Source organism: Nioella aestuarii (genome assembly GCF_050896395.1).
GTDB classification, from domain to species: domain Bacteria; phylum Pseudomonadota; class Alphaproteobacteria; order Rhodobacterales; family Rhodobacteraceae; genus Nioella; species Nioella aestuarii.
In genome coordinates this window covers 1-14,947 of sequence record NZ_JBPBBA010000059.1, presented here as the reverse complement: position 1 = coordinate 14,947, position 14,947 = coordinate 1, and the positions used below count along the sequence as shown (strand labels likewise).

Below are 14,947 nucleotides of genomic sequence, written 5' to 3'. Positions count from 1 at the left end.
GCGCTGCCCCCGCGCCCGCGCCCGCCGCAGCCCCGGCAGCTGCTGCCCCCGCTTCCGATGGTGGCGACGCGGTTGATGTGATGGTGCCGACGCTTGGCGAAAGCGTGACCGAGGCAACCGTATCCACTTGGTTCAAGCAGGTCGGCGACACCGTCGCTCAGGACGAGATGCTGTGCGAGCTGGAAACCGACAAAGTGTCTGTCGAAGTGCCCGCGCCCGCGTCCGGTGTGCTGTCGGAGATCGTTGCGCCCGAAGGCACGACCGTCAATGCATCCGCCAAGCTGGCCGTGATCGGTGGCGCATCCGCCTCGGCTGCAGCGCCTGCAGCGGCGCCGGCTGCGGCCCCCGCTGCCGCTGCCGCTGACATCAAGAACGCCCCCTCGGCCGAAAAGCTGATGGCGGAAAAGGGTCTGTCGGAAGATCAGGTTCAGGGCACCGGCCGTGATGGCCGTATCATGAAGGAAGACGTGCTGAAGGCCGTCGTCGCCCCTGCCCCGGCCCCCTCTGCTGCGGCTGCCCCTGTGGCCGCCCCACGCGCCCCGGTCAGCGCTGATGACGCCGCGCGCGAGGAACGTGTCAAGATGACCCGCCTGCGCCAGACCATCGCGCGCCGCCTGAAAGACGCGCAGAACACCGCCGCGATCCTGACCACCTATAACGAGGTGGACATGACCGAGGTCATGGCGCTGCGCAACCAGTACAAAGACCAGTTCGAGAAGAAGCACGGCGTGCGCCTTGGCTTCATGTCCTTCTTCACCAAGGCCTGCTGCCATGCGCTGAAAGAAGTGCCCGAGGTCAATGCCGAAATCGACGGTACCGATATCGTCTATAAGAACTTCGTTCATATGGGCGTCGCCGCCGGCACCCCACAGGGTCTGGTGGTTCCGGTCATCCGCGACGCCGACCAGATGAGCTTTGCCGAGATCGAGAAGGCCATCGCCGAAAAGGGCAAGCGCGCCCGTGACGGCAAACTGTCCATGGCGGAAATGCAGGGCGGCACCTTCACCATCTCGAACGGCGGCGTCTATGGCTCGCTCATGTCCTCGCCGATCCTGAACCCCCCGCAGTCGGGCATCCTCGGCATGCACAAGATCCAGGACCGCCCGATGGTGGTGAACGGAGAGATCGTGATCCGCCCGATGATGTACCTGGCGCTTTCCTACGATCACCGCATCGTCGACGGCAAAGGCGCGGTGACATTCCTTGTGCGGGTGAAGGAAGCACTGGAAGATCCCCGGCGGTTGCTGATGGATTTGTAAACTCTCCCACGGCACATCAGACCCCGCCTGCCCGGATTTCGCATCCGGGCAGGCTCCGAAGCGTCATAGGTTCCGCATGCCCCCCAAACCCACCCGCGCCCAGACCCGCGACGCCCTCGTCCGCCTGCTGCGCGGCCTAGACTTCTACCGCGACTGGCGCATCGCAATGTGGCAGCAGGCCCACGCCCCGGAGGCCCAGCCCGACCTCGACGAGTTCGTCCAAACAGGCGCTTCCACCCTGGCAGAATTCGACGCCTACTCCGGCCCGACTTACTTCCAGTTCCTGAAGGAAGTGCGGCAATGGTATGCCGTCACGGCCGGCGAATTGACCTATCATCTGCGCAAAGGAGCGCCGGAGACGCGGGCCGAGGTCGGCCGCTTCCTCACCGCGTTCAGACAGGAGGTCGGCTTTGACTTCTTCTCCGAATCCGGCCTGCTGAAACGCACCGCGACAAAAGTCCTCAAACGCGGCCATGTCGCCAGAACAGACGAATGGTACCTTCTCAAGGATCTGCTGGACGACACCGGAGATACCATCGTCTCGGATTCAGACCGCGCTACCCTCAGCCGGTATTTTTCCGATTACGAGGCCAAGGCATGACTCCTGAACTCACCGTCCTCGCCCTCGCAGCCCTTTGGCAAGTCGTTCAGATCACCCTGATGGCCATCCCCGCCAATCTGGAACTTGGGGTTGCGAAAACCCTCTCTCCCCGTGACCCGGACCACCTGCAAAAACCACTGATGGATCAGGTGAGCCCCCGCACGGGCCGCCTGCACAGGGCCATGACCAACCATTTCGAGGGGCTGATCCTGTTCACCATCGCCGTGGTCGTCGTGACATTGGGCGAGACCTCCACCCCCCTCACCACCACCTGCGCCTGGATCTACCTTGCCGCTCGCATTCTCTACGTCCCCGCCTATGCCTTTGGCTGGGTGCCCTGGCGCTCGGTTCTTTGGTCCGTGGGGCTCGGGGCCACCGTGATCATGCTGGCGGCGGCTCTGATCTAGGGGAACAGGAATAATTTTCTGGAAAATTCTTCAGGAAAACCCCGAAAAATCTTCCGAAAGATTTTTCCTGCCCGCCTCCGCCTCGACCGCTTTCATTTGCCCTTTTCCCCCTTGCACGGCATACTCTGCCCAAACGCGCCATGAGAGCGCCGGAACGAGCAGTTACACGAAGGGCCAAGCTGATGAGCAGCCGCTTTGGAACCCGAACCGTCCTGTCCTGCATGAAGAACGAGGGGATCTTCCTGCTCGAATGGGTGGCCTATTACCGCCTGCTCGGGGTCGATCATATCGTCGTCATCAGCAATGATTGCGCCGATGGCACCGACATGATGCTGGACCGGTTGCAGGAACTGGGGCAGGTCAAACATATCCGCAATCGCGGCTACGAGGCTGACAGCCCTCAGATCCACGGTCTGCGCATGGCAATGGATGACATCCCGGAGGTGGCCGAGGCCAATTGGCTGCTGCACGTGGACAGCGATGAGTTTCTGAACGTCTTTCATGGGGATCACAGGCTGGATGACCTGATCGATGTTGTGCAGGGTTTCGACGCCTGCGCGCTGGCCTGGCGGCCCTTCGGGGATAGCGGCCACAAGACCTGGCCCGGCGGGAATGTCGTGGAAAACTTCACCCGCTGTGACAAGAAGCCCTTCTGGTCCACGGCCTTTCACAAGGCCCTGTTCCAGCCGAAGAAATTCCAGACCATGACGGTGCATATGCCCAAACACCCGCTGCGCCCTGATGCGACCCAGTGCAACGCCATGGGTGAGGCCATCGACACGACGGCACTCTACACCATGGCCCATGAACGCCATCGCGGGATGGACCGAGAGAAGCTCACCTGGGATGGCGCCTGCGTGAACCATTACACGATCAAATCCGAAGATATTTTCTTACTGAAGAACGACCGCGGTGATGGCGCCGACCGGGGCGGAACCAAGCGCTATCTCAACTCCACCTTCCACCGCCGCTACAACACAAACCGGCGCGAAGATACTTCCATTCTGCGCCACTTGTCCGAGTTGCAGGACCGCCTGGCCACGCTGCGCGCCGATCCTCTGCTGGCGACCCTCGAACACGCCTCTAACATCTGGTGGGACAATCGCCGCAAGCGGGTTTTGACGCCTGAACGCATCGCCGAATGGACCCTGCCCGTGGACGAGGAGAAAGCCGCATGACCAGCCGCCACGGGGACAAGGTTGTTCTATCCTGTATGCGTAACGAGGGCATGTTCCTGCTGGAATGGATCGCGTATTACCGCGTGATCGGCTTCGACAAGGCCGTCATCGTCACCAATAACTGCACAGACGGCACCGACCTGATGTTGGATCGGCTGGAGCAGATGGGATATGTCCGCCACCTGCGCAACGACTGGCGCGGCGCGGGCCGCCCACAGATGGAGTCCTTGCGCATCGCACGCGAGGATGTGGATGACCTGGTGCTCGCCGAATGGTGCCTGCATGTCGACAGCGACGAGTTTCTCAACATCACTTGCGGCAAGGGCCACGTGGACGATCTCCTCGACCTCATGCCGCCCACGGAAAGCATCGCCATCGCCTGGCGGCTCTTCGGCAATTCCGGGCACCAGACTTGGCCCGGCGGTCTGGTGACGGAAAACTTCACCATGGCCAAGGCAGAGCCTGCGTGGAATTCCTGCCTGCACAAGGCCATGTTCAAGGCGCGCAAGTTCTCCGCCGTCTCGATCCACATGCCCAAGCATCCGACCCATCCCAAGGTGCGCAATCACAACACGCGCGGGGTGCAGATCACGTCCGACTCGCTCTTCAAGCCGCCCCATGAACGCCACCGCAAGATGGACAGGGCAGAACTGACCTGGGACAATGCCCAGATCAATCACTATGCGATCCGGTCTGACGACACCTTCCTGATGAAGAACGATCGCGGCGCTGCCAATACACAGGGCCTGGGAAAGTATTTCAAGGACTCGATCTTCTACCAGCGCTGCAACCGCAATGAGGTCGAGGATGCTTCGATCCACCGCCTGCTACCGCAAGTGAGGGAAGAACTCGAAGAATTGCGCGAAGACCTGATCCTGTATCACCTCGAACAGGCCGCGCTGCATTGGTTCTATGAACGCCGTGACCGCATACTAACGTCCGAGAAAATCTCCGAATGGACGGCCGAGCCGATGGATCCAGCCTTGCTAAATGCGGCAGAATAGGCGTGCAACTTCATTTGTGATCACAAATTTGAGGACTCCGAAAAACGGAGGCAAAAAATCACCCCAATTTTCTGGGTGATTTTCCATTAGCGGTTGACGCAGGGGGATTCGGCCCCGCATACCCTCTGAAACACGCCCGGAACGACGACCAAGGAGGTCAACATGGCAAGCTATGACGTCATCATCATCGGCGGTGGCCCCGGCGGCTACGTCTCAGCCATTCGCTGCGCGCAACTGGGTCTGAAGACCGCTTGCGTGGAAGGCCGCGAGGCTCTCGGCGGCACCTGCCTGAACGTCGGCTGCATCCCCTCCAAGGCACTGCTACACGCCTCCCATAGCCTGCACGAAGCCGAGCACAACTTCGCCAAGATGGGTCTCAAGGGCAAGTCGCCCTCCGTCGACTGGCCGCAGATGCTGGCCTACAAGGATGACGTGATCGGCCAGAACACCAAGGGCATCGAGTTCCTGTTCAAGAAGAACAAAATCGACTGGATCAAGGGATGGGCCTCGATCCCCGAGGCCGGCAAGGTAAAGGTCGGTGACGACATCCATGAAGCAAAGAACATCGTCATTGCTTCGGGGTCCGAGCCCTCCACCCTGCCCGGCGTCGAGGTTGACGAGAAAATCGTCGTCACCTCCACTGGCGCTCTGGAACTGTCCAAGACGCCCAAGAAGATGGTCGTGATCGGCGCGGGCGTCATCGGGCTGGAACTGGGCTCTGTTTATGCGCGCCTCGGGGCAGAGGTGACTGTGATCGAATTCCTCGACCAGATCACCCCCGGGATGGACGGCAAAGTCGCCAAAACCTTCCAGCGCATCCTGAAAAAGCAGGGGCTCAATTTCGTCATGGGCGCTGCGGTGCAGTCGGTCGAGGCGCTCAAGACCAAGGCCAAAGTGAACTACAAGCTGCGCAAGGATGACAGCGAGCATCAGGTCGATGCCGATGTGGTGCTGGTCGCCACCGGCCGCCGCCCCTACACCGAGGGTCTGGGGCTCGACAAACTGGGCATCGAGATGACCCCGCGCGGCCAGATCAAGACAGACGCCCACTGGGCCACCAACGTTCCTGGCATCTACGCGATCGGCGACGTGATCGAAGGCCCGATGCTGGCCCACAAGGCCGAGGATGAGGGCATGGCCGTGGCTGAACAGATAGCGGGCAAGCATGGCCATGTGAACTATTCCGTCATCCCCGGCGTGATCTACACCGCGCCCGAAGTTGCCGCCGTCGGTCAGACTGAGGAAGAGGTCAAAGCCTCGGGCCTCGCCTACAAGGTTGGCGAGTTTTCTTTCATGGGCAATGGCCGCGCCAAGGCAGTGTTCCAGGGCGAAGGCTTCGTCAAGATGATCGTCGACAAGGAAACCGACCGCATCCTGGGCTGCCACATCATCGGCCCCGGCGCGGGTGATCTCATCCACGAGATCTGCGTTGCGATGGAATTCGGTGCCTCGGCCCAGGACGTGGCGCTGACCTGCCATGCCCACCCCACCTTCTCCGAAGCAGTGCGCGAAGCGGCACTCGCCTGCGGCGATGGCGCAATCCACGCCTGACGATATCAAGGTGCGCGTCGTCAAACCCTGGCGCGCAACCTATTCCCCCGCGCTCGCCGTCACGGCGGGCGAGCGGGTCACCCCCGGCAGGGTCGACGACGACTATCCCGGCTGGCAATGGGTGGTGAACAGCGGCGACCTCGGCGGTTGGGTGCCCGCCGACATCGTCGATGGCAGCCAGATCGCTGAACAATTCGACACAGCAGAGCTGACCGTCACGCCCGGCGACCTGCTCGCCCCGCTGGAGCACCGCCTCGGCTGGACCCGCTGCCAGGCGCAGGACGGCCGCATAGGTTGGATCCCGGATCCCTGCCTGACCGCAGACTGATCCCTCCCTCCTTCTTCTTTGCAAAAATACCCCCGCCGGAGGCATCGTCGCTGTCAACCGGCGCATCCATCGGATCGGGTCGCCGCGCTCACCCCGATCCCGTGGCAACGCGGTCCAAGGAGGGCGCCAGAGGCGCCTGACGAGGACCGCCCCCGGATCGACGCCAAAGGCGGCGAAACCGACCTCACATCTGTATGGGAGGGCACGGGTGGTGTTTCGGGGGCTACCTCTTTTAGCCCGCCAGCAACCGCAGCCCTTGCGTGACATCCGCGCGCACCGCCAGCCTCAGACCCGGCTCATCCCCCGCCTTCAGTGCCGCAATGATCAGCTTGTGATGTCGCGGCGGATCTGTGCGCCTGAGACGCCCGTAAAGCGCCCGCATGGTCGGCCCCAGTTGCAGCCAGACTGTCTCTGCCAATGCCAGCATCGCCGGAGCCTGCGCGCGCAGATATAGCGTTCGGTGAAACTCCAGATTCGCGCGGATATAGGCCACCGGATCGCGATGCGCGACCGCCTCGGCGACCGTGCTGTTGATCACATCCATCCGGTCGATCAGCGCCAGATGCGCGCGCGGCAGGGCGCGGGCGGACAGCTCTGGTTCCAAGAGCGCGCGGATGGCTGCAAGTTCCTCGATGCGGTCATTGGTCAACTCGGGCGTGGACACACGTCCCGAAGACGACAACGACAGCGCCCCTTCGCTCACCAACCGCCGCAGCGCCTCTCGGGCGGGGGTCATCGAGACGTCGAATTCCTTGGCGATGCCGCGCAGCGTCAACGCTTCGCCGGGCAACATCTGGCCATGCATGATCCGGGTCCGAATCGTGCGGTAGATCCGGTCATGGGCAACGGTGGTCGCCGCTTCGGGGGGGCGCTGTGTCAAAAGCATAGTCTCACCCGATCACAAGCCCCGGCTTAGGGCAAGCGGTCAAAGCGCCATGCAAGCAGGTCCGCGCCGTTCTTGCGCAACCAGTCTCGATGCGGCTGATAGCCGGGGCAGAGCCGTTCGCATACCGCCCAGAAGGCGGGTGAGTGATTCATCTCAGCCAGATGCGCCACCTCGTGGGCGGCAACATAATCCAGCACCTCGGGCGGGGCCATGATGAGCCGCCAGCAATACATCAGATCGCCCTTAGAAGAACAGCTGCCCCACCGGCTGCGGGTGTCGCGCAGCGTGATCCTGCCGTAACCGCGCCCCAGAACGCCCGCGTGGTGGGCCGACCGTTCCGCCAACCGGTCCCGCGCCATTTGCTTCAGTAGCGCAGCCATACGCGGCCCTTCCTGCCCCTCGGGCAGCTCCACGCGGCCATCAATCAGCCGTGCCGAGCGGCCCTTGCCGTGAACGATCGGCCGCAACTGCCCTTCGATCGGAATCGCCTCCCCGATTTCAGGCCGCGAAGGGGTGGGGCTGGCGGCCAGATGCTTGCGGACCCACCCGGCGCGGGCATCGAGAAAGGCAATCGCTTCGGCTTTGCGCGCGAAATGGGGCATCGACAGAGTAACCCGCCCATTGGATCGTGACACGCGCAGGGTAAAGCGCCGCGCCCGTGCTGACCGCTTCAGAATCACTTCAACCGGCGGATCGCCCCCAAGAATGTGGATACTGTCCCCCATACGCGTCTTGCTGCCCGGCTTCTTGCAATTGGTCCGACGAAAGGCTTTACAGCCCCCCGACATTGTGGCAGGTGACCGCAATTCCTCGATAGCGATGATTGAAGGGGGTGTCATGCCCAAAGAAGAATGGGGCGTCAAACGTGTCTGCCCGACAACCGGCAAGCGCTTCTACGACCTGAACAAGACCCCGATCGTCAGCCCCTACACGGGCGAAACGGTTGTGGTCGAAACAGGCAAAGCATCTCGCACGCTGGTCGCGGACAAGGCTGACAAAGCCCAAGCCAAGCCAAGCGACGATGATGACGTGCTGGTCGATGACGCCGATGCACTGCTGGACGATGACAGCGATGACATTGATCTGGATGATGATCTGCTGGAAGACGATGAGGATGACGACAGCGTCCCCCTCGACGATCTGAAGGACGTGGCGTCGGACGACGACGACAGCTGATCCAGCGTCGAAACGGATAATGAAGGGCGGGTCCGCATGGGCCCGCCTTTTGTCATGCGCGCCCGGTCCTGCGGGTTTTCCAGAATCGCATGTTCCTTGTATGATGCGGGCATTGAACACCACTGGATTGAGCCCATGCCATACTTGCGACTGGCCTTCTTCGGCCTTTGGTTTTGCCTTGCCCTTCCCAACCTCGGACATGGTCAAAGCGCCAGTCTCCTTGCCGATCTTCTGCAAGACAGCACCAATCGGACCCAGCTTGAACATGGCTGAGCGATGCGCGCGAGGTGCGCGATGTACTTGCTTCTGAAGCAGACCAGCTCGACCGACTGCGGGAAAACCGCGACGGTTTCCTCGTCGACGATGGTGTGAACGGGGCAACCCTGCTGTCAGAAGATCAGGTGCAGCGCGTGTTTTCGACCCTGATGCTTCAAGCCATGCTCGGGGAAGGCGAAGCGCAGAGCATAGAGGAGTTTTTGACAGGCTCAGCGGCATCCCGGCTGCTCAGAGAGGCCGCTGCCGGCTTTCTGGAACGCATGAGCGCAGGTGCTTTCGGATCTGGTCAGATCGACCTGGCAACGGTGCATGCGGCCCTGTCCGATGAATTTCTGGCAATCGTCGCGGCCATTGATCTGGAAAACAGGGAGGCGCTGGCCGATGCCGCCCTTGCCCGACGCGAGGAGATAACGCACATCGGCGCGATGCTGTCCCAAGCCGAAGCACGGCTTTCGGGGCCCGCCGGGGGCATGGCCGATATCCTGACGGAAGGCGGATACTACGTGATCCGGTTCTCCGGTGGCGGCTACCAGAACCGCAATGGCTGGCAAAGCGCGTGGGTAGAGGGATACTCGAATCGAGTCATCCAGGTCTCGTCAACCTTCACGGACATCGCTCTACGCTCGATATGGCAGTTCCCCGTCGGATCGAGCGTCGATCAGTTCGAGCAGGACCAGCAGCGCGAAGCCCGCCAAAGGGCCATCGACTCGGTCTGCAATCGGGGTAGCCAACGGGGGCCATACGGCTATCTGCCGACGATCTGGGTTTGGGGGCCGGAATTTGAAATCATCGCAGGACCATTCCCCGAGATCGCCGAAGCGCTGGACGTCTCCGGCGGCTCGGATGGCGCAGTGAACCTGGAACCGGGTTCCGCCAACCAATGGCAGATCCAGACTGAACGTCCTGACGAGGAATTCTATGATGCATGCAGGGCACTCGGCTGGAGTGCGCCTTGATCGGTCACGGCGATCTTTCGCGTTCTCCCCACAACTGGTGGCGGGGGGCATTTTTTCGCTTGAACATCGCCGCGCTCTTTCATAAACCCCGCCTACCGTCAGGACGAAGACGTTTAGATGGGGCCTTAGCTCAGCTGGGAGAGCGCTTGCATGGCATGCAAGAGGTCAGGGGTTCGATCCCCCTAGGCTCCACCAAATCCTACAATCATATGCGCATAGTGGCACGGCGTTTTCTGCGGTCCGTTGATCCGCTTGAAATGGGCTTTGCGGACATGCCCATTGCAACCAGACGCAAAATACCCAAGAACAACCCCGTCCAAAGAGCAATCATGAGAGGTGTTGTGTGCAGGTTGAGCAAACCAAGATTCCAGGACTGCGCGTCCTGACACCTCGTCGATTTGGCGATTCCCGTGGTTTTTTCTGCGAAAGCTGGAACAAACGGCAGATGGCTGAGCACGGGCTATACTACGACTTCGTGCAGGACAATCATTCGCTGTCTGCCCAGGTCGGCACTGTGCGTGGCCTGCATTTCCAGGCGCCACCACATGCACAGGCCAAATTGGTTCGGTGCGGGCGCGGGCGGCTGTTTGATGTGGCGGTGGATATCCGCAAGGGCTCGCCCACCTATGGCCAATGGTACGGCATCGAGCTGAGCTTTGAGAATGGCAAGCAGCTGATGATTCCAGCAGGTTTTTTGCATGGCTTCGTAACCCGCGAACCAGACACCGAGATCATCTACAAATGTACCGACTACTACGCCCCCGAAGCCGATGGCGCAGTGCGGTTTGACGACCCTGATATCGGCATCGACTGGGGGATGGGCGACGTTCAGGCGATGCTGTCTGATAAAGATGCCGCAGCGCCCCTGCTGAAGGATCTGGACAATCCCTTCACCTGGGAGGGTGCGTAGCGATGAAACTGCTTGTGACAGGCGGGGCTGGGTTTATCGGCTCGGCCGTGGTGCGCCTTGCCGTCGCCCGTGGCCATGACGTCGTGAACCTCGACGCGCTGACCTATGCGGCCTGCCTGGACAATGTGGCGCCGGTGGCCGACAGCAATCATTACACGTTCGAACATGCAGATATCCGTGACCGCGCGGCACTGGATCGGATCTTTGCGGAGCACAAACCAGATGCGGTGATGCATCTGGCGGCGGAATCCCATGTGGACCGATCCATTGACGGGCCGGGCGACTTCATCGAGACCAATATCTCCGGCACCTTCAATATGCTGGAAGCGGCGCGGAAATACTGGGTGGAAAACGGTCGGCCCGACGGGTTCCGCTTTCATCACATCTCGACCGACGAAGTGTTCGGATCGCTGCCAGCCGATCCTGAGGTGCAGTTTACCGAGGACACGCCCTACGACCCGCGCAGCCCCTATTCGGCGTCAAAGGCGTCATCCGATCACTTGGTGCGTGCCTGGCATGAAACCTATGGGTTGCCGGTGGTTCTGACCAATTGTTCCAACAATTACGGGCCGTATCACTTCCCTGAAAAGCTGGTTCCGGTGATCATCCTGAACGCCTTGGCGGGCAAGCCGCTGCCGATCTATGGGGACGGGTCGAATATTCGCGATTGGCTGTATGTCGAGGATCATGCCGACGCGCTGCTTTTGGTTGTGCAAAATGGCGTACTTGGCCGCTGCTATAATATCGGCGGCGAGAATGAGCGCACCAACCTGGAGCTTGTGACAACGCTATGCGGCATTCTGGATGACCTGCGCCCCAAGGCGAACGGAACCTATGCCGATCAGATCACCTATGTCGCTGACCGCCCCGGCCATGACGCGCGCTACGCGATCGACCCCACCCGTATCCGCGAGGAACTGGGCTGGCGGCCGTCCGTGACCGTGGAAGAGGGCCTGCGCAAGACCGTTCAATGGTATCTCGACAATGAAAGCTGGTGGCGCGCCTTGCAGACCCGCGAGGGCGTGGGCAAGCGGCTTGGGGTGAAGGCATGACGATCCTCGTCTTTGGAAAAACCGGTCAGGTCGCAACCGAATTGCAGCGTCAGGCGGATGTGCTCGCCTTGGGCCGCGATCAGGTCGACCTGACTGATCCCGCCGCCTGTTCGGACGCGATCTTGCGTCATCAGCCAACGGTGGTCATCAATGCCGCCGCCTATACCGCCGTCGATCAGGCCGAAAGCGACGAGGCCACCGCGACGCTGGTCAATGGTGCGGCCCCCGGTGCGATGGCGCGCGCCTGTGCTGAGCTGGGAATTCCCTTCGTCCATATCTCCACCGACTACGTGTTTGATGGCACTGGGACCGCGCCATGGTCGGTTGAGGCCCCCACCGGGCCGCTTGGCGCCTATGGGCGTAGCAAACTGGCCGGAGAGGCCGCCATTCAGGCGGCGGGAGGAACTTACGCCATCCTGCGAACCTCCTGGGTGGTGTCGGCCCACGGCAAGAACTTCGTCAAGACGATGCTGAGGCTTGGCACTGACCGAGACCGGCTGACCATCGTGGCAGATCAGGTGGGCGGCCCGACCCCTGCCAGCGATATCGCCGCGGCCTGTCTGTCCATTGCGGCACAACTTCAGGCGGACCCGTCGAAATCGGGCACCTACCATTTCTCGGGCACGCCGGACGTGTCCTGGGCCGATTTCGCGAGAGAGATCTTTCGCCAGGCAGACCTGACCTGCGAGGTGGCGGATATCCCAACCAGCGACTTTCCCACCCCGGCCGCGCGACCGGCCAATTCCCGCATGGATTGTTCATCCACAAGCGAACATTTCGGAATTTCCAGACCCGATTGGCGAAGATCCCTTTCCAACATCATCAAAGACATTCAGGATCAGACATCATGACCAATCGCAAAGGCATCATCCTTGCCGGCGGCTCTGGCACGCGGCTTTATCCGATCACCATAGGTGTGTCGAAGCAGCTGCTACCAATCTATGACAAGCCGATGATCTACTATCCGCTTAGCGTGCTGATGCTGGCCGGCATCCGCGAGATTGCCGTCATCACCACGCCCGTTGATCAGGACCAATTCAAGCGCACCCTGGGCGACGGTAGCCAATGGGGCATCAGCCTGACCTATATCGAACAGCCTTCCCCCGACGGGCTGGCGCAGGCCTATATCCTGGCCGAGGACTTCCTGCAGGGCGCGCCGTCGGCAATGGTGTTGGGCGACAATATTTTCTTCGGCCATGGACTGCCCGAGATCATGGCTCAGGCAGATCGTCAAACCGGGGGTGGCACGGTATTTGGCTATCACGTGTCCGATCCGGAACGCTATGGTGTGGTCTCGTTCGACAGTGCGGGCGAAGTGACCGGCATCATCGAAAAGCCGGACGTTCCGCCGTCAAACTACGCGGTGACGGGGCTGTACTTCCTTGACGGATCTGCGCCTGAGCGGGCCCGAAATGTTCAGCCATCCGCTCGGGGCGAGCTTGAGATAACCACGCTTCTGGAATCCTACCTTAGAGATGGAAAGCTCAGCGTGAAACGCATGGGGCGCGGCTATGCCTGGCTGGACACCGGCACCCATGGCAGCCTGCTGGATGCCGGAAATTTCGTGCGCACCCTGGAAAAGCGGCAGGGGCTGCAAACCGGGTGCCTGGATGAAATCGCTTATGACAAAGGCTGGATCAGCCGAGAAGATCTGTCACAGCGGGCCGAGATGTTCAAAAAGAACAGCTACGGCGCCTATCTGGCAACGCTGCTTTAAGGAAAACCTTGCACCAGGGGGCGGGACCGTTAGCTTAGCGGTTCCGCCCCTTTTTTTGTGATCAGATTCCGGCCTGCCCATGAAACTTCTCTTCATTCATCAGAACTATCCCGGTCAGTATCGCCAGCTGGTGGAATGGTTGGCCGCGCAAGGCGAGCATGAGATCGTATTTCTGACGCAGCGCCGGGGCGTGGACCCGACCCCCGGTATCCGCGTGGTTCAATATGCCCCGCACCACAAACCCACCAAGGACGCCTATGGCCTCTCCCGCTATTGGGAGGAATGCACAGGCGCGGGTTACGGCGCGGCGCTGGCCTGCCAGCAGTTGCAGGCCGAGGGGTTCACCCCCGATGTCATCCTTGGCCATGTGGGTTGGGGGGAACTGACCTTTACCAAGATCGTCTGGCCTGATGTGCCCGTGCTTGGGTATTTCGAATATTACTTCCTGGCAAAGGGCGGATCGGTCGGCTTTGACCCGGAATTTCCGACCAGCGCCGCAACGCCGTTCATCATGCACGCGCGTAATGCGGTCAACTTTGCCAATCTGGAAACCGTGGATCTAGGGCAATCCCCGACCGAATGGCAGAAGAACACCTATCCAAAAAGCTTCCACAGCAAGATCTACACCTGCCATGACGGCATTCGCACCGACAGGCTTCTGCCGAACCCCAATGCCTCTGTGCGGCTTGACCGGCTCGGGCGCTCGGTGACGCGCGAGGATGAGATCTTTACCTATATGGCGCGTAACATGGAACCCACGCGTGGCTTTCACAGCTTCATGCGCGCCCTGCCCCATATCCTGGATGCCCGCCCCAATGCCCGTGCCTTGATCATTGGCGGCAACGAGGTGTCCTACGGCAAGGAAAGCAAGCAGGCCGGCGGCTACCGCGCCGAAATGGAACGCGAAGTGGGCGATCGGGTAGACTGGAGCCGCGTTCACTTCCTCGGACGCATCCCCTATTCCGACTACCAAACAGTGATGCAGCTGTCGCGTTGCCACATCTACCTGACGGTGCCCTTTGTCCTGTCCTGGTCACTGCTGGAAACAATGTCCATGGGCGCGACCATCGTCGCGTCGGACGTGGCCCCGGTGCGAGAGGCGCTGAGCCATGGGGAAACCGGGCTGCTGGTCGACTTCTTCCAACCCGAAGCGCTTGCGCGTCAGGTTTGTGAGGTCCTGTCAAACCCCGGCGACTATGCCCATCTCGGCCAAGCCGCCCGCGTCCATGCGGTCGAAAACTTCGATTTCCTGACCCGCTGTCTGCCGGTTCACATCGAGCGTATCAATGGGCTCACGCCCAATGCGCGGCCCATTTCCTTGCCCTGAATTGGCTTAGTTCGTAACCGCGTTCACCAGACCAAAGGCGCTTCCGAACAGGCTGAACACAGTCTGCACCGAGCTGACCGGACTTTCCGTGGCCAATACGAGATCGCCCGAGTGAATGCGGAAGTTCCGGGCAGAGAAAAGCCCATCCGATGTCGTGAGATCCAGGGTAAAGACCACCCGCTCCTCACGCGGACCGCGCTGGCCGGTGCGCAAAGCGGATGCGGGGTATTCCCGCAGGATCATGAGCCTCCCCATCTGAATTGGTCCACCGTTATGTTTAGGAAACGGAGGACAGAGAATGGCGAACAAGCGACACAAG

At 61.1% G+C, this 14,947-nt stretch carries 17 protein-coding genes and 1 tRNA gene; 15 read left to right on the top strand and 3 right to left on the bottom strand.

Going from position 1 to position 14,947, the window contains the following annotated elements:
• From odhB to ACROHD_RS19885, 7 genes are all read left to right on the top strand, one after another.
• Positions 1-1,259: 2-oxoglutarate dehydrogenase complex dihydrolipoyllysine-residue succinyltransferase (gene odhB, locus ACROHD_RS19915; RefSeq protein WP_432680199.1), on the top strand; the 1,259-nt coding region annotated here is incomplete at its 5' end.
• Positions 1,260-1,335: 76 nt separating this feature from the next.
• Complete coding sequence (locus ACROHD_RS19910; RefSeq protein ID WP_432680198.1) at positions 1,336-1,860, top strand: hypothetical protein; 525 nt, start codon at positions 1,336-1,338, stop codon at positions 1,858-1,860.
• Entirely contained in the window at positions 1,857-2,267 is a 411-nt protein-coding gene (locus tag ACROHD_RS19905; protein ID WP_432680197.1) for an MAPEG family protein, read from the top strand. Before ACROHD_RS19910 ends, ACROHD_RS19905 begins: the two co-directional genes overlap by 4 nt.
• A 182-nt stretch (positions 2,268-2,449) precedes the next feature.
• Positions 2,450-3,445 carry a glycosyltransferase family 2 protein gene (locus ACROHD_RS19900; protein ID WP_432680196.1) on the top strand — a complete coding sequence of 332 codons (996 nt, stop codon included), beginning with the start codon at positions 2,450-2,452 and terminating at the stop codon, positions 3,443-3,445.
• A complete protein-coding gene (locus ACROHD_RS19895; RefSeq protein ID WP_432680195.1) occupies positions 3,442-4,449 on the top strand; it encodes a glycosyltransferase family 2 protein in 1,008 nt (335 codons plus the stop codon). The genes ACROHD_RS19900 and ACROHD_RS19895 overlap by 4 nt, the downstream gene beginning before the upstream one ends.
• Before the next feature lie 162 nt (positions 4,450-4,611).
• On the top strand, positions 4,612-6,000 hold the full coding sequence (gene lpdA, locus ACROHD_RS19890; RefSeq protein ID WP_432680194.1) for a dihydrolipoyl dehydrogenase: 1,389 nt from the start codon (positions 4,612-4,614) through the stop codon (positions 5,998-6,000).
• Positions 5,981-6,328, top strand: coding sequence for an SH3 domain-containing protein (locus ACROHD_RS19885; RefSeq protein WP_432680193.1), 348 nt, complete (start codon positions 5,981-5,983; stop codon positions 6,326-6,328). Before lpdA ends, ACROHD_RS19885 begins: the two co-directional genes overlap by 20 nt.
• 232 nt (positions 6,329-6,560) lie before the next feature.
• Here ACROHD_RS19885 and ACROHD_RS19880 read toward each other — a convergent pair whose 3' ends face one another.
• Both ACROHD_RS19880 and ACROHD_RS19875 read right to left on the bottom strand, forming a co-directional pair.
• Positions 6,561-7,214 carry a GntR family transcriptional regulator gene (locus ACROHD_RS19880; protein WP_432680192.1) on the bottom strand — a complete coding sequence of 218 codons (654 nt, stop codon included), beginning with the start codon at positions 7,212-7,214 and terminating at the stop codon, positions 6,561-6,563.
• Between the two features lie 26 nt (positions 7,215-7,240).
• Positions 7,241-8,053: a M48 family metallopeptidase gene (locus tag ACROHD_RS19875; RefSeq protein ID WP_432680191.1), complete on the bottom strand. Its 813-nt coding sequence runs from the start codon at positions 8,051-8,053 to the stop codon at positions 7,241-7,243.
• On the opposite strand from ACROHD_RS19875, the gene ACROHD_RS19870 reads away from it, so the two are divergent.
• The 8 genes from ACROHD_RS19870 to ACROHD_RS19835 all read left to right on the top strand — a co-directional run bounded on the left by ACROHD_RS19870 (position 8,052) and on the right by ACROHD_RS19835 (position 14,628).
• Entirely contained in the window at positions 8,052-8,390 is a 339-nt protein-coding gene (locus ACROHD_RS19870; protein WP_432680190.1) for a TIGR02300 family protein, read from the top strand. The genes ACROHD_RS19875 and ACROHD_RS19870 overlap by 2 nt on opposite strands.
• A gap of 287 nt (positions 8,391-8,677) precedes the next feature.
• Positions 8,678-9,622 carry a hypothetical protein gene (locus ACROHD_RS19865; RefSeq protein ID WP_432680189.1) on the top strand — a complete coding sequence of 315 codons (945 nt, stop codon included), beginning with the start codon at positions 8,678-8,680 and terminating at the stop codon, positions 9,620-9,622.
• 119 nt (positions 9,623-9,741) lie between these two features.
• Positions 9,742-9,817, top strand: a tRNA-Ala gene (locus ACROHD_RS19860).
• Positions 9,818-9,965: 148 nt separating this feature from the next.
• Positions 9,966-10,532: a dTDP-4-dehydrorhamnose 3,5-epimerase gene (rfbC, locus tag ACROHD_RS19855; protein WP_432680188.1), complete on the top strand. Its 567-nt coding sequence runs from the start codon at positions 9,966-9,968 to the stop codon at positions 10,530-10,532.
• Between the two features lie 2 nt (positions 10,533-10,534).
• On the top strand, positions 10,535-11,584 hold the full coding sequence (rfbB, locus tag ACROHD_RS19850; RefSeq protein WP_432680187.1) for a dTDP-glucose 4,6-dehydratase: 1,050 nt from the start codon (positions 10,535-10,537) through the stop codon (positions 11,582-11,584).
• Complete coding sequence (rfbD, locus tag ACROHD_RS19845; RefSeq protein ID WP_432680185.1) at positions 11,581-12,435, top strand: dTDP-4-dehydrorhamnose reductase; 855 nt, start codon at positions 11,581-11,583, stop codon at positions 12,433-12,435. Before rfbB ends, rfbD begins: the two co-directional genes overlap by 4 nt.
• A complete protein-coding gene (gene rfbA / locus ACROHD_RS19840; RefSeq protein ID WP_432680183.1) occupies positions 12,432-13,301 on the top strand; it encodes a glucose-1-phosphate thymidylyltransferase RfbA in 870 nt (289 codons plus the stop codon). Before rfbD ends, rfbA begins: the two co-directional genes overlap by 4 nt.
• Before the next feature lie 79 nt (positions 13,302-13,380).
• Complete coding sequence (locus tag ACROHD_RS19835) at positions 13,381-14,628, top strand: glycosyltransferase family 4 protein (RefSeq protein WP_432680181.1); 1,248 nt, start codon at positions 13,381-13,383, stop codon at positions 14,626-14,628.
• 6 nt (positions 14,629-14,634) lie between these two features.
• Here the strand turns inward: ACROHD_RS19835 and ACROHD_RS19830 are convergent, their stop codons facing one another.
• On the bottom strand, positions 14,635-14,871 hold the full coding sequence (locus ACROHD_RS19830) for a hypothetical protein (RefSeq protein ID WP_432680179.1): 237 nt from the start codon (positions 14,869-14,871) through the stop codon (positions 14,635-14,637).
• Positions 14,872-14,947: the final 76 nt, after the last annotated feature.

Coding starts and splice junctions, on each gene's coding strand:
- ACROHD_RS19910 (WP_432680198.1), top strand. CDS start 1,336: ATGCCCCCCAAACCCACCCGCGCCCAGACCCGCGACGCCCTCGTCCGC.
- ACROHD_RS19905 (WP_432680197.1), top strand. CDS start 1,857: ATGACTCCTGAACTCACCGTCCTCGCCCTCGCAGCCCTTTGGCAAGTC.
- ACROHD_RS19900 (WP_432680196.1), top strand. CDS start 2,450: ATGAGCAGCCGCTTTGGAACCCGAACCGTCCTGTCCTGCATGAAGAAC.
- ACROHD_RS19895 (WP_432680195.1), top strand. CDS start 3,442: ATGACCAGCCGCCACGGGGACAAGGTTGTTCTATCCTGTATGCGTAAC.
- lpdA (WP_432680194.1), top strand. CDS start 4,612: ATGGCAAGCTATGACGTCATCATCATCGGCGGTGGCCCCGGCGGCTAC.
- ACROHD_RS19885 (WP_432680193.1), top strand. CDS start 5,981: ATGGCGCAATCCACGCCTGACGATATCAAGGTGCGCGTCGTCAAACCC.
- ACROHD_RS19880 (WP_432680192.1), bottom strand. CDS start 7,214: ATGCTTTTGACACAGCGCCCCCCCGAAGCGGCGACCACCGTTGCCCAT.
- ACROHD_RS19870 (WP_432680190.1), top strand. CDS start 8,052: ATGCCCAAAGAAGAATGGGGCGTCAAACGTGTCTGCCCGACAACCGGC.
- ACROHD_RS19875 (WP_432680191.1), bottom strand. CDS start 8,053: ATGACACCCCCTTCAATCATCGCTATCGAGGAATTGCGGTCACCTGCC.
- rfbB (WP_432680187.1), top strand. CDS start 10,535: ATGAAACTGCTTGTGACAGGCGGGGCTGGGTTTATCGGCTCGGCCGTG.
- rfbD (WP_432680185.1), top strand. CDS start 11,581: ATGACGATCCTCGTCTTTGGAAAAACCGGTCAGGTCGCAACCGAATTG.
- rfbA (WP_432680183.1), top strand. CDS start 12,432: ATGACCAATCGCAAAGGCATCATCCTTGCCGGCGGCTCTGGCACGCGG.
- ACROHD_RS19835 (WP_432680181.1), top strand. CDS start 13,381: ATGAAACTTCTCTTCATTCATCAGAACTATCCCGGTCAGTATCGCCAG.
- ACROHD_RS19830 (WP_432680179.1), bottom strand. CDS start 14,871: ATGATCCTGCGGGAATACCCCGCATCCGCTTTGCGCACCGGCCAGCGC.